10 protein-coding genes are annotated in these 12598 nt (G+C 71.9%); 7 read left to right on the top strand and 3 right to left on the bottom strand.

The features are described 5' to 3' along the window. The first annotated feature begins 84 nt into the window (after positions 1–84). On the top strand, positions 85–1572 hold the full coding sequence (locus tag ABZ098_RS12885) for an RICIN domain-containing protein (RefSeq protein WP_356590157.1): 1488 nt from the start codon (positions 85–87) through the stop codon (positions 1570–1572). Positions 1573–1662: 90 nt separating this feature from the next. On the opposite strand, the gene ABZ098_RS12880 is transcribed toward ABZ098_RS12885, so the two are convergent. Both ABZ098_RS12880 and ABZ098_RS12875 read right to left on the bottom strand, forming a co-directional pair. Then, the gene (locus tag ABZ098_RS12880; protein ID WP_356590155.1) at positions 1663–2181 is read right to left on the bottom strand and encodes a GNAT family protein; all 519 of its coding nucleotides are present in this window, start codon (positions 2179–2181) and stop codon (positions 1663–1665) included. 37 nt (positions 2182–2218) lie between these two features. Beyond that, positions 2219–3736: an IucA/IucC family protein gene (locus ABZ098_RS12875; RefSeq protein WP_356590153.1), complete on the bottom strand. Its 1518-nt coding sequence runs from the start codon at positions 3734–3736 to the stop codon at positions 2219–2221. Between the two features lie 75 nt (positions 3737–3811). Between ABZ098_RS12875 and ABZ098_RS12870 the strand changes: the two genes are divergently transcribed. The 3 genes from ABZ098_RS12870 to ABZ098_RS12860 all read left to right on the top strand — a co-directional run bounded on the left by ABZ098_RS12870 (position 3812) and on the right by ABZ098_RS12860 (position 7649). After that, entirely contained in the window at positions 3812–5299 is a 1488-nt protein-coding gene (locus tag ABZ098_RS12870) for an IucA/IucC family siderophore biosynthesis protein (RefSeq protein ID WP_356590151.1), read from the top strand. A gap of 272 nt (positions 5300–5571) precedes the next feature. Beyond that, positions 5572–6837 (top strand): VWA domain-containing protein, encoded by a 1266-nt coding sequence (locus tag ABZ098_RS12865; protein WP_356590149.1) that lies wholly within the window; start codon positions 5572–5574, stop codon positions 6835–6837. After that, positions 6837–7649 (top strand): hypothetical protein, encoded by an 813-nt coding sequence (locus tag ABZ098_RS12860; RefSeq protein WP_356590147.1) that lies wholly within the window; start codon positions 6837–6839, stop codon positions 7647–7649. The genes ABZ098_RS12865 and ABZ098_RS12860 overlap by 1 nt, the downstream gene beginning before the upstream one ends. Before the next feature lie 40 nt (positions 7650–7689). On the opposite strand, the gene ABZ098_RS12855 is transcribed toward ABZ098_RS12860, so the two are convergent. Beyond that, positions 7690–8319, bottom strand: coding sequence for a helix-turn-helix domain-containing protein (locus ABZ098_RS12855; RefSeq protein WP_356590145.1), 630 nt, complete (start codon positions 8317–8319; stop codon positions 7690–7692). A gap of 87 nt (positions 8320–8406) precedes the next feature. Here ABZ098_RS12855 and ABZ098_RS12850 point away from each other — a divergent pair, with 87 nt between their 5' ends. The 3 genes from ABZ098_RS12850 (at position 8407) to ABZ098_RS12840 (ending at position 12462) form a co-directional block, all read left to right on the top strand. Next, on the top strand, positions 8407–9615 hold the full coding sequence (locus ABZ098_RS12850; RefSeq protein ID WP_356590143.1) for a pyridoxal phosphate-dependent aminotransferase: 1209 nt from the start codon (positions 8407–8409) through the stop codon (positions 9613–9615). 94 nt (positions 9616–9709) lie between these two features. Continuing rightward, positions 9710–12031, top strand: a complete 2322-nt coding sequence (locus ABZ098_RS12845) for a hypothetical protein (RefSeq protein WP_356590141.1) — start codon at positions 9710–9712, stop codon at positions 12029–12031. A gap of 38 nt (positions 12032–12069) precedes the next feature. Then, positions 12070–12462 carry a hypothetical protein gene (locus ABZ098_RS12840; RefSeq protein ID WP_356590139.1) on the top strand — a complete coding sequence of 131 codons (393 nt, stop codon included), beginning with the start codon at positions 12070–12072 and terminating at the stop codon, positions 12460–12462. The last annotated feature ends 136 nt before the right edge of the window (positions 12463–12598 follow it).

Here is a 12598-nt window from a genome sequence, read left to right as displayed (position 1 = left end):
TTATTGACGCCGTCAGGTCGCTGCGCCTCTCATTGATCCCCGCCAGGCGGACGGGACCCGCCTGCGGACCGGAAAGGCAAGCACATGCCCAAGGGAACACCTCAACGCCCGACCGGCCGATGGCGCGCAGCCGCCACCGCCCTCGTGACGCTGCTCTGCGGTCTCGCGGCCCTGCTCCTGCCCGCCACCCAGGCCCAGGCGGCCTCGGTGACGTTCACGACGGGCGCCGCGCGGACCGACACCAACGGCAACACGCTCCAGCTGCACGGTCTGGGCATCATCAAGGTCGGCACCACCTGGTACGGCTACGGCGAGGACAAGACCGGCGAGACCTCGGCGGACACGTCCTTCCAGGACATCACCTGCTACGCCTCGACCGACCTGTCCAACTGGACCTACCAGGGCCAGGCGTTGAGCCGACAGGCCAGTGGCGACCTGGGTCCCAGCCGTGTCGTGGAGCGGCCCAAGGTCATCTACAACGCGTCGACCAGCACGTACGTGATGTACATGCACATCGACAGCACCAACTACTCCGAGGCCAAGGTCGGCGTCGCCATCAGCAGCACCCCCTGCGGCCCCTTCACCTACCGGGGCAGCTTCCGGCCGCTGGGCAACCTCAGCCGTGACCTCGGCCTGTTCCAGGACACCGACGGCACCGCCTACCTGCTCAGCGAGGACCGCAACAACGGCCTGCGCATCGACAAGCTCTCCGCCGACTACCTCTCCGTCGACAGCGCGGTGGCCGTGCTCGGCAGCAGCGGCAGCGGCAGCGTCGAGGCTCCCGCCATGGTGAAGATCAACGGCATGTACTACGTCTTCGGCTCCCACCTCACGGGCTGGAGCCTGAACGACAACATCTACGCCACCGCCACCTCCCTGAGCGGCCCCTGGTCGGCCTTCCGCAACTTCGCCGCCCCGGGCACCCACACCTACGGCAGCCAGACCGCGAACGTCATCACCGTCCAGGGCACCTCCGGCACCACCTACGTGTACGCCGGCGACCGCTGGGACACCTCCAACCTGGGGGCCTCGAAGCTGATCTGGCTGCCGTTGACCATCCGGGGCACCACGGTCAACCTCGGCCAGTACCCCACCTGGTCCCTCGACGCCGCCGCCGGGACCTGGAGCGCGGGCAGCGGCCTCCCCTCGGAAGGCGTGCACACCCTGAAGAACATCAGCAGCTCCCTGCTGATGGACGTGTCGAGCGGCTCCACGGCCAACGGCGGCAAGATCATCCAGTGGGCGTCCAACGGCGGTACCAACCAGCAGTGGACGCTGACGCGGGTCGCGGACAACGTCTACACGCTCAAGAGCGTCAAGAGCGGCCTGTGCCTGGACGTGCCCGACCAGTCGACCACCAGCGGCGTCCAGTTGCAGCAGTGGACCTGCAACGGCGGAGCGAACCAGCAGTGGTTCCTCGACCTGGTCGGCAGCTACACGGGCAGCACGTACATGCTCGCCGGGGTGGGCAGCGACCTGGACATCGGCGTCGCGGGCTCGACCACGCAGGGCGCGGCGGTGGACCAGGAGACGGGCACCGGCGCGACCAACCAGCAGTGGGGCCTTTCCTGACCCGCTCGTGACAGGGCCGGTCGGGCGGAGAGGCGGGCGGTCCGGGGCGGGAGTGCTCCGGACCGCCCCGCTCGGCATGGACGCGGGCGCTCAGACCATGTCGTCACGCAGGATGCTGTAGAGCACGCCGTCACGCCAGCGCCCGTCACGGAAGACGACGCTGCGCAGGAGACCTTCGCGGGTGAACCCGGCCTTTTCGAGGGCGCGTTGTTCGGCGATGTTCTCCGCCTCGGTGTCCGCCTCGATCCGCACAGCCGTCGTGTGCGCGAAGAGGTAGCGGACCAACTGCCGTTGCGCCTCGGTCCCGACACCGCGTCCACGCGCCTCCGCCAGCAGGCCGATGCCCATGTTCCAGTACCAGGTCGCCGGGGTGCTCTTGACCTTGCGCCAGGCGACGAACCCCAGCCGCTCCGTGCCGCTCACCACCATCAGATGCCCGCCGTCGTCGCCGAGCAGCCCGTTCTCCGCCCACCGGCGTCGCCACCGTCCGGTGTCCCACCAGCCGAACCACTGGAAGGGCGCGGCGGTCTCCGGGTCGGTCAAGAACCGTTCCATGAGCGGCAGGTCGTACTCGGCCACGGGACGCAGCGCGACATCGTCGATGCTCATGGGGCCACCCTACGGTCCTGTTCCAGGGCGCCTCGGGTCACGTGCCGGCCAGCGGATTGGGCAGCGGGAGGTAGCGGGCGTCCGCCCCGTCCGCCCCCGTCCACCTCAGCAACAGGTTCGTCTTGCCGGGGAGGGTGGGCGCGGCGAGGAGGGCGGCGGCTTCGGGGAGGTCGTGGCGGGCCAGTTCACGGCGGACGGCGGGCCAGGGGTCGAAGCCGGGCCGGCGTTCGGCGAGGGCCGCGGCGACCTCGCACAGGTGGTTCACGACCAGGCAGTACACCAGCCGTTCCCAGCCCGCCGCGCGCGGCACGTCCGCCAGCAGCTTCACGCCCTCCGCGTCCCGGAACAGCGCCTGGACGGGCGTACCGTCGGCGTCCACGGCGACCAGGGTGTTCTGAAGGTGCGCCTCCAGTACGACGCCGTGGTCGGCGAAGGCCGCGAGGGCGGGCGGGACGACCGCGCCCAGGTACGCCTCCCACCAGGCCTCGGGGTCCTCGATCGCGTCGAGCGGGTTGCCCTCGAAGCCCTCCACCAGGGCCGCGGCAAGGAGCGGGGTCGCCCCGGGCCGAACCTGGTCGCGCAGTCCGTCGCGGACCAGGACGGCGAGTTCCTCGAAGGCGAAGTCGGCCGTGCGGTAGCCGCGGTCGCTCAGCCAGGCGGCGCCGCCGGGGCTCGCGGCGAAGGCGTCCGCGACCGCTTCGTCCGTACGGCGGAGTTTGAGCAGGTCGTGGCGCCAGAGCCGGCGGATGTCGTTCGTGATGCGGACGTCGAGGCTGAACTTGAGGAAGAGATCCCGCCCGGGGGCGTACACCGTGCGGATCGCGGCCGTCGGCCAGGTCTCGAAGCCGGTCGTGCCGAGCCGGACCAGGCGGCCGTCCGCGAAGGCCTCGGCGCAGCCCACCAGGTCGAGCTGCCAGGGGTGGGCGGGCAGCAGCCGGTAGCCGGGCGGGGCCTCGCCGAGCGTGTCGAGGGCCGCGGTGTCGCCCTCCTCGACGACGGCGTCCTCGCGCACCCCGAGCAGGACCAGCCGGAACCGGGCATGCGCCTCGGGGGCGTACGGCAGCCAGGCGGCGGCAGGGCCGCCGCCGCGGGCCTTGGGGGCGGGGTGATGGGGGTGGCCGGTCACGAGGCTCTGCTCGGAGCGCAGATACGGGTCGACGGGCGCCGCCGTCCGGTCCCGGGCCGTGAGCAGGGCGGCCACCGCGTCGCGGCTGTCGATCATCTCGGCGGGCAGCTCGTGGTTGGACACGCCGGTGTGCCGGGTCAGTTCCTCGGCGGTGAGCTTCACGAGCTCGGTGTGGCCGATCCGCCGCCATCCGGCCGCCGTGCGCACCTCGGGCTCGGCCGGCCGCCGGCCGCCCCGCACTCTGAGCAGCCGCCCGCCGGGCAGCCGGTACACCGGGCGCTCGCCGGGTTCCGGCAGCGGCACGGCGACTTCGCGCAGCAGGCAGTTCAGCAGGGGCGCTGCCGCGTACGCGTCGGCGCGGTGGGCGACGGCGGTGCCGGCCGGCGGGGGCAGGAGATCCACGCGGTTCACTCGTTCTCTACGGTTCATCTGGGGCGATGACGATCAGTATGTCTGCCGTCACCGACCCGCTGTGCCACCAGTCGTACCCGAGGGAGTCCGCCCGTGCACCGTCCCCGCGCCGCCGAGGCCCGGTTCGCCGAAGAGCTGGCCGTCCTGCGCCCCGACCTCGTGGCGCGGTACGCGGCCGAGCTGCCCGGCGCCCGCGCGGCCGTCCTGTCCCGGCTGTGGCGGGGGCTCACGCACGATCCGCTGCCCTGGGTCACCGCGCGGGAGGCCGGCCGGGAGGGGCTCACCCTGCGCCTCTCGGACGGCCGCCGGCTGCGCGGCCCGCACCCGGACCCGTTCGCCACCGCCGCCCAGGTCACCGCGGTACGGCTCGACGAGGTCGATCACGGCGATCCGGCGCGTCTGATGACCGGCCTCGGGGTCCCGCACGGCGCGGACTTCGCGGCCGAACTGGACGACAGTGTCGCGTCGTTGGCACTCTCCCGGGCAGCACAGCCACCCCGCTCGAAGGAGTGGCCGGCGCACGACTGGGAGTGGGAGCAGCGGATCGTCGACGGGCACCCCTACCACCCCAACTGCCGTTCCCGGCCCGGCTTCTCGGTGGCCGAGCAGCTGGCCTACGCACCCGAGCACCGGCCGCTGGTACGGCTGGGGCTGGTCCCCGTACCGGTCGACGAGTGCCTGGTGACGGGCGCGTGGCCGGCGGAGATGCGGGACGGGGGGCGGCTGTTGCTGCCCGTGCATCCGTGGCAGGCGGAGCACGTGCTGAAGCGGTCCGTCACGGAAGGCGTCGCGGCACACCCGTTGATGTCCCTGCGCACCCTCGCCCTGACCGGCGGCGGACCGCATGTGAAGACCGCGCTCAGCGCACGGCTGACGTCCTCGGTGCGGGACATCTCCGTCTACTCGGTCAGCATGTCGGGGACCCTCTCGGGGTTCGCGGAAACCCTGGCCGAACGCATGGACGGACTCCTGCACTTCACCCGCACCCTGGGGGCGGCGACGGCCAACTCCCCTGATCTGGCGGCCGTGTTGCGCGAGTCACCCCAGGTGTACGGCGACCGGGTCCTGCCGGTGGCCGCCCTCGTCACCACCGGGCTGCCCGAATCCCCGGTGTGGCTGGCCGAGTTCGCCCGGCTCGCGCTCACGGCCGGGCTGCGGCTCCTGGAGCTCGGCGTCGCCCTGGAGGCACACGGCCAGAACCTCCTCGTGGTCCTGTCCGAGTCGGGCGCGCCGCTCGCGCTGGTCTACCGGGACCTCGCCGACATCCGGGTCAGCCCGGCCCGGCTGGCCCGGCACGGCATCCCGCTTCCGGCCCTGTCCGGGCGGGTCGTCACGGACGACGTGACCACCCTGCGGCGCAAGCTGTTCGGCTCCCTGGTGGCGGGGGCCCTCGCGGGTACGGCGGGTTCGGCGACGGCTCTTCGAGGGGCGCTGGAGACGGCCGTACGGGATCTTCCGCGCACCCCCGATCTGGCCGCGCTGCTCGAACAGCCGCTGCCCGCGAAGGCGTTGACGCTGATGCGGCTGTCGCCGGGGACCCCGGGAGACCAGTGGACCGACCTGCCCAACCCCCTGCTCTGAGCGGCCGTTCCGGAGGCGGACGGGCGGCCGTTCCAGAGCTCGGTGAACGGGAGTTCCGGTGATCGACCGCTTCGGAGCCCGATGAGCGGGCGTTCTCGAAACCGGTGAGCGGCCACCGCTTCGGAGCTCGGTGAACGGCCGCTACGGAGCCGGGGAGCGGCCGTTTTGGAGCCCGGCAAGCGGCCGTTCCGGGAGTCCGGCGAGCAACCCGCTCCGGAGCCCGGTGAGCGGCCGTTTTGGAGCCCGGCGTACCTGATCAATAGGATCCGGCGATGATCACAAGAAAACGGCTGGCGGCAGGAGTGGGCGCCCTGCTCGCCGCCCTGACGGCCGGGATCGCCTTCCCGGTCGCGGCGGTGGCCGGTGAACCCACGAGCGGCACCGCGCCGCAGGTCGATCTCGTCCTCGACGTGAGCGGCTCGATGCGGACGGCGGACATCGACGGCGGCACCCGGATGGCGGCGGCGAAGCGGGCCTTCAACGAGGTGCTGGACGCGACGCCCGAGGAGGTCCAGCTCGGCATCCGGACCCTCGGCGCCAACTACCCGGGCGACAACCAGAAGACGGGCTGCAAGGACACCGCGCAGCTCTACCCGGTCAGCACGCTGGACCGCACCGAGGCCAAGACGCAGGTCGCGACCCTCTCCCCCACCGGCTGGACCCCGATCGGCCCGGCCCTGCTGAAGGCCGCAGGCGACTTCACCGACAGCGCCTCCTCCAAGCGGATCGTGCTGATCAGCGACGGCGAGGACACCTGCGCCCCGCTCGACCCGTGCGAGGTGGCCCGCGAGATCGCCGCCAAGGGCATCGGGCTGACCATCGACACCCTCGGACTGGTCCCGAACACCAAGATGCGGCAGCAGCTGAGCTGCATCGCGGAGGCGACCGGCGGTACCTACACCTCGGTCGAGCACGCCGACGAACTCTCCGACAAGGTCAACCAGTTGGTGGACCGCGCGGCCGACCCGGTGGTGACGCCGGTGGCCACCGAGGGCGCCGGCACCTGCGCCACGGCGCCCACCCTGAAGTCCGGGCTGTACACCGACCGCGAGGAGTTCACCCAGCAGCGCTGGTACCGGGTGGACGTCGACCCGGGCCAGGAACTGCGGGCCTCGGTGAGCGTGGGAGCCGACCGGGCGGTGAACCCCTCGTACGGGGTGCTGCTGCGGGCGGTCACCGTGCACGGCCGGGAGATCGTGCGCGGCGAGGGCGCGGGCAACGGTCGTACGGACGTGATCTCCACGGGGCTCAGGTACCCGAAGGCGGAGAGCGACGACGAGGACGCCCCGGCCGAGACCGTGTGCCTCCAGGTCACCAACTCCTTCTCGGCGGCCGCCGGGGTGAAGACCACCCCGGGTCTGCCTCTGGAGCTGACCGTCGACGTCGTGGACGGGCCGTCGAACGCCAGCGACGTGGCCTCCTTCGGCCTCGGGCGCGGCTGGTGGCTGCTCGGCGTGCTGATCCTCGCCGGTTTCGTCGCCGGTCTCCTGTGGGGCTGGCTGTCACGCTGGCGGGTCGCGGTCTGGAGGACCAACTGATGCGGATCATCCGTGTGTTGAGCACTTCTCTGCTGATGCTGGGACTGGCCGTCGCACCGGCCGCGGCGGACTCCTCGCCGACGCCCACCGACTCGGCCTCGGCGGACGGGGACGCGCCCACCCAGGCGGGTACCTCCTTCCGTACGGCGACCGAGGTCGAGCAGGGGCAGACGGCCACCGCGAGCGGCTCCACGGGCGACTACCTGTACTGGTCGTTCCCCGCGGACGCCGGACAGCGCCCCACCGTGAAGGCGACGGTGAAGCTGCCCGAGACCCACGCCTCGCAGACCTGGCAGATCGACGTGTACGACGGACTGCGCCGCCGCCAGTCCTGCCAGTACGGCGCCCAGACCCGCACCGCCGCCGCGGACTCCTCCTCGGTGGAGCTGGCCTGCACGCTGCGCACGGTCCGCGCCTGGTCGGAGGCGTGGGCCAACGACCCGCTGCCTGGCACGTACTACGTCCGGCTGACGGCCGTCGGTCTCACCACGGCCGACCTGGGCCTCCCGGTCGGCACCGAGGTCCGGGTCGACTCCAAGGACATCGGCGGTTCGGCGGCGGTGGACGGTTCGCTGGCCGAGCCGCTGGTGCCGGGCATCGCAGTGAAGTCCGAGGCGGACAAGGACGGTTCGCAGGACTCCTCCGCCGTCCTGTCCGCCATCGAGCCCGAGGACGGCTGGTCCTCCGGCTGGTGGTCCGACCGGTGGGTGTGGACCGCGCTCGGCGGCGCGCTCGCCGCGCTGGCCGGGGTCGGCGGATACGCGCTGACCCGCGGCTCGGGGCGCCCCTCCCGGGTGCCACCGGGTGCCTGACGGTTCATCAAGAAGGCCCGCTCCGGCGGGCCTTCTTCATTCATTCCGCCCGCAGTGCCTTGGCGATCGTGCCGTCCCCGGTCACCTCGACCCGCCCGTCCCGCACCGCGTCCGGCAGGTCCAGCTCACCCCGGCTGAGCGCCTCGCAGGTCACTGCGTCCAGGACCAGCCGGGCGTCGGGCTCGCGGGGGGCCGGTCCGTCGCCGTACGCGGGACCGCCCTGCACCCCGCCGACGTGCAGGTGGAACTCCCCTTCCGCCAGCCGCACTTCGACGAGTCCCTCGCCCTCCAGCAAGCGCAGCAGGGGCAGCGCGAACCAGTGCGCGCGTACGGCGTCGGTGGGCCGGCGTTCGCCGAGCTCGGGTTCGCCCCAGGTGCCGAGGGCCTGGAGGACGGGCAGCAACTCGCTTCCGCGCGCGGTGAGTTCGTAGACGTAGGCCGCGCCGGGCGGGGGCAACCGGCGCCGGGTGGTCAGGCCGTCGCGTTCCATGTCCTTCAGCCGTGAGGCGAGTACGTCCGTGCTCACGCCGGGCAGGTCGGCGTGCAGGTCCGTGTAGCGGCGCGGGCCCGACAGCAGTTCCCGGACGATCAGCAGGGTCCAGCGGTCACCCACGACGTCGAGGGCGCGGGCCGCGGAACAGTACTGGTCGTAGCTTCGGCGAGGTGACATGCGACGCAGTCTAGACAAGTTGTTGGACTTTCCAAGCTCCTACTTGGTAAAACCAAGCAACACAGGAAACCGGAGAGGCAGCAGCGCATGGAGTTCCGGCAGTCGAGCAAGCTCAGCGAGGTCTGTTACGAGATCCGCGGCCCGGTGATCGAGCACGCCGACGCACTGGAGGAGGCGGGCCACAGCGTGCTGCGCCTCAACACCGGCAACCCCGCGCTGTTCGGTTTCGAGGCGCCGGAGGAGATCCTCCAGGACATGATCCGGATGCTCCCGCAGGCGCACGGCTACACCGACTCGCGCGGCATCCTCTCCGCCCGCCGGGCCGTGGCCGGGCGCTACCAGACCCTGGGCCTGGAGGTCGGCGTCGACGACGTCTTCCTCGGCAACGGCATCTCCGAGCTGATCTCCATGGCCGTACAGGCGCTGGTCGAGGACGGCGACGAAATCCTCATCCCCGCCCCGGACTTCCCGCTCTGGACGGCGGTCACCACGCTCGCCGGCGGCAAGGCGGTGCACTACCTCTGCGACGAACAGGCCGACTGGTACCCGGACCTGGACGACATGGCGGCGAAGATCACCGACCGCACCAAGGCCGTCGTCATCATCAACCCGAACAACCCGACCGGCGCGGTCTACCCGAAGGAGATCATCGAGGGCATCCTCGACCTCGCCCGTCGGCACGGCCTGATGGTCTTCGCCGACGAGATCTACGACCAGATCCTCTACGACGACGCCGTGCACCACTCGGTGGCCGCGCTCGCCCCCGACCTGGTCGTGCTGACCTTCTGCGGTCTGTCCAAGACGTACCGGGTGGCGGGCTTCCGCTCGGGCTGGCTGGTGATCACCGGGCCCAGGCAGCACGCCAGGAACTACCTGGAGGGCCTGACCATGCTGGCCTCCATGCGGCTGTGCGCCAACGCTCCCGCGCAGTACGCCATCCAGGCCGCGCTCGGTGGCCGCCAGTCCATCCACGAACTGACCGCGCCCGGCGGCCGGTTGTACGAACAGCGCACCGTGGCCTGGGAGAGGCTCAACGAGATCCCCGGTGTCTCGTGCGTGAAGCCGAAGGGCTCGCTCTACGCCTTCCCGCGCCTCGACCCCAAGGTCCACAAGATCCACGACGACGAGAAGTTCGTCCTGGACCTGCTGCTGCGGGAGAAGATCCAGGTCGTCCAGGGCACCGGCTTCAACTGGCCGACCCCGGACCACTTCCGCATCCTGACGCTGCCGCACGCGCAGGACCTGGAGGCGGCGATCGGGCGGATCGGACGGTTCCTGAGCGGATACCGGCAGTAGCCGGTGGTGTTGGCGGGATTCGTGGTCGGGCAGAGCGGGGATGCCATAGAGTGCGGCCACTGATCCGCAGGGTCGGGGGATGGGGGGATCCCGGGTGTTGTCGTCTCGTCGCCGTGCCTCGGACCCGCCCTCGGCCTTACGCGGCCGTCTCGCGCTGCTGGTCCTGATCCTCGGTCTCCTCGGCAGTCCGTGGGTCCAGGGGCCGGTCCGGGAGCTCTACGAGCGGAAGTTCTACATCGAGGGGTCCGAGAGCAAGACCCTGCGCCGACTGCTCGAAGCCGCGTTCGTCCCCGGCTGGGACACCTCGAACGAGCAGTACGGCACGACGGCCGGACTGGTGGTGAACGACCTCGCCGTCCTGTTCCTGATCGCGGGCCTCGCCTTCTTCCTGTGGCGGATGTCGGTCCGCGGGAAGCCGGGCGTGCTGCGCTGTCTCGTCGTGGGCGTGTTCGTCTCGGTGGCGTCCACCCTCGTGTGGTGGGGCCTGCACGAGGCCTTCGTCCCCGAGGTACGGCTGCCGCCCACCGACATGATGCTGGACTACCTGCTGCCCAGCGGCCTGCTGTTCGGCCTGGTGGCGGGCGTACTGCTCGTGCTCCTGACCGGTGGGCCGCGGGGGGCCCGGGTCACAAGCTCCGTCGGCGCCGTCACGGCGCCGCTCCGCCGCTGGAGAGAGGGAGGGCTCGGCATGACGACCGCGCCGGTCCACATGCCGGTCGGGAGCGCGCCGGGTGACGTCACCCGGTACCTGTGCGCCGCGGCCTACGTCGACGAGAGCTTCGCCGAGCGGGTGGTGGAGGACCTCCTGGCCGACGAGGCCGGAGCCGTGGCGGCCTCGCCCGACGTCGACCTGGTCGCGGTGGTGCGGCACAGTCTGACCGCCCAGGAGCTGCGCCACCGCCGCGATCTGCGGCTGACCTCGGCCTTCGTGGTCCTGGCGGTGTTCGCGCCCCTGTGGCTGGTGTTCGTCACGGTGTTCCTGTCGGCGAGCCAGTGGGCCGGCGGTCGGCCCAGCCGGGCGACCCGGGGCAGCCACCAGCCCGAGGGCAGGGTGCTGGTGGGCACGGCCATCACGGCGGGCATCACGGTGCTCGTCGCCTTCGCCTTCGGCGTCCTCGTCTCGGCGCTGCCCGCCCCCGGCTTCGTGAGCTGGCTGCTGGGCGCCTATCTGGCCGGGGTCCCGGCCGTGCTGCTGTCCCTCGCGACGGTGGCGTTCGCGTACGTCACCGTCGTACGCCATGACCTCGCCGTCGACCGGCTGCTGCGCACGACCATGACCCGCGAGGCCTTCGCCCGGCAGCCCCGGCCCACCGTGCCGCGGCGCAAGTGGATGGCCGAGCGGCTGACGGCCATCAGGGAGGCCCAGGACGGGAACGTCACGGTGTACAGCGGGTACACGCCCTTCATCGGCTACGCGAAGGCCGCCTCGCAGTGGGCGCTCGCCGTGCCGCTGCTGGCCGCCGGGGACCCCATGGGCGGAATCCCGCGCCCCGCCGGGCCGGAGCCGTTCACCGTCACCGAGCTCGTCGACCACGTACGCGCGCGGCTGCGGGCGACCGCCGCCCTCGGCACGGAGGACGGGACGGCGGCGGACCTCGCGCAGTCCCTCACCTCCCTCGTCGTCGAGGACCGGGTCTTCGCGAGCGGCACGAGCATCGGCGACGACGAGCGGTTCATCAGGGCCAGGAGCCTCGCCCCGGCGGCCCGGCTGTCGGCCGACGAGGTCGAGCGGATCACCGAGCGTCCCACCGGTGCGGTCCGCCACTATCTGGCGGTCCATGTGCCGCTGTGGGGCGGGGACGTGGTGCCGAGCGTGTTCCTGCACTTCTCGACCACGGGACGGACGCTCCACCTGCACTCCAGCAACCATGTGCTCGGTCCGGTGCACGCCGAGTACCACGCCGTGGACCGGCTGCGCGGGCCCCTGTCCCCCGCGGCGCGGCGCGGACTGCTGCTCGACGCCGTCCCCCGCACCGGGAAGGCCTTCTACGCCGCCCCGTTCAAGGCACTGCGGCAGGCCTACTTCGACGAGCGGCACAACAGACGGATGGCGGACGAGCTCAAGGCCCTGGAGCAGGACCCGGTCTACGACTTCGGCGCCCGGGTGAGCATCCGGGAGCTGGCGCTGAGCCCGAACTACCACAACTACTTCCAGGTCGTGGACGCCAGACGGATCACGTCCCTGGTGGAGCGCCACACCCTCGCCGCGATCCGGGAGTTCCTCGAGGTGCGCGGCTACGACATCACCGACTTCCGCGCCCAGCAGCAGACCATCCTCAACCAGGGGCTCATCCAGCAGGGCGGGACGAGCATCATCGGCAACCAGGCGATCGGCACCGGCGCGACCGCCACGCAGAACGTCCCCGCGCAGCCCGGTGCGGCGGCCACGGGCGCCGTCGGTGGCTCCGGCAAGTAGTTCTTGCAGTCAGTTCCGGCGAGCAGGAGATCCTCATCATGGGCAACGACGACGGACGCCAGGACCCCCCGGTCAACAACGGCGTCATGATCAGCGGCGGCACCCACTACGTCGGCAACCAGGCCGTGGGCCACGGCGCCCAGGCGTTCTCCGGCTCGGTCTCCTTCCAGCCGCAGGACGCCGAGCGTACGGCCGAACTCCTCGCGTACGTCGAGCGGTTGCTGGAGGAGCACCGGGCGGCCCTGGCCGACCCCGACGCCACCACCAGGGAGCTGCGCCGCCTCCGCGAGGAGCTCGACGAGCCCGACCCCCAGCCGACCGTCCTGCGCCGCGCCCTCGACCGCCTCAACGAGTTCGTGCAGCCGGTGACTCCCCTGGTCGTGGCGGTGGGGCAGCTCGCGCAGTCCGTGCAGGGGTTGCCGGGGGTGTGAGGCGGGGTGCCGAACAAGGTGGGCGCCGAGCAAGGTGGGCGCCGAGCAAGGTGGGCGCCGAGCAAGGTGGGCGCCGAGCAAGGTGGCGGGCCTTGGCCGGGGGGTCGGTCGATGTCCGCCTGACCGCTGGACTGGA

The sequence above is a fragment of the Streptomyces sp. NPDC006335 genome, from assembly GCF_040612795.1.
Taxonomy (GTDB): domain Bacteria; phylum Actinomycetota; class Actinomycetes; order Streptomycetales; family Streptomycetaceae; genus Streptomyces.
The sequence above is the reverse complement of the archived record's forward strand: the minus strand, read 5'-3'. Positions and strand labels throughout refer to the sequence as shown.

What these genes read in the sequence shown, in the direction of transcription:
- ABZ098_RS12885 (WP_356590157.1), top strand. Translation starts at nt 85, where the DNA reads ATGCCCAAGGGAACACCTCAACGCCCGACCGGCCGATGGCGCGCAGCC.
- ABZ098_RS12880 (WP_356590155.1), bottom strand. Translation starts at nt 2,181, where the DNA reads ATGAGCATCGACGATGTCGCGCTGCGTCCCGTGGCCGAGTACGACCTG.
- ABZ098_RS12875 (WP_356590153.1), bottom strand. Translation starts at nt 3,736, where the DNA reads ATGAACCGTAGAGAACGAGTGAACCGCGTGGATCTCCTGCCCCCGCCG.
- ABZ098_RS12865 (WP_356590149.1), top strand. Translation starts at nt 5,572, where the DNA reads ATGATCACAAGAAAACGGCTGGCGGCAGGAGTGGGCGCCCTGCTCGCC.
- ABZ098_RS12860 (WP_356590147.1), top strand. Translation starts at nt 6,837, where the DNA reads ATGCGGATCATCCGTGTGTTGAGCACTTCTCTGCTGATGCTGGGACTG.
- ABZ098_RS12855 (WP_356590145.1), bottom strand. Translation starts at nt 8,319, where the DNA reads ATGTCACCTCGCCGAAGCTACGACCAGTACTGTTCCGCGGCCCGCGCC.
- ABZ098_RS12850 (WP_356590143.1), top strand. Translation starts at nt 8,407, where the DNA reads ATGGAGTTCCGGCAGTCGAGCAAGCTCAGCGAGGTCTGTTACGAGATC.
- ABZ098_RS12840 (WP_356590139.1), top strand. Translation starts at nt 12,070, where the DNA reads ATGGGCAACGACGACGGACGCCAGGACCCCCCGGTCAACAACGGCGTC.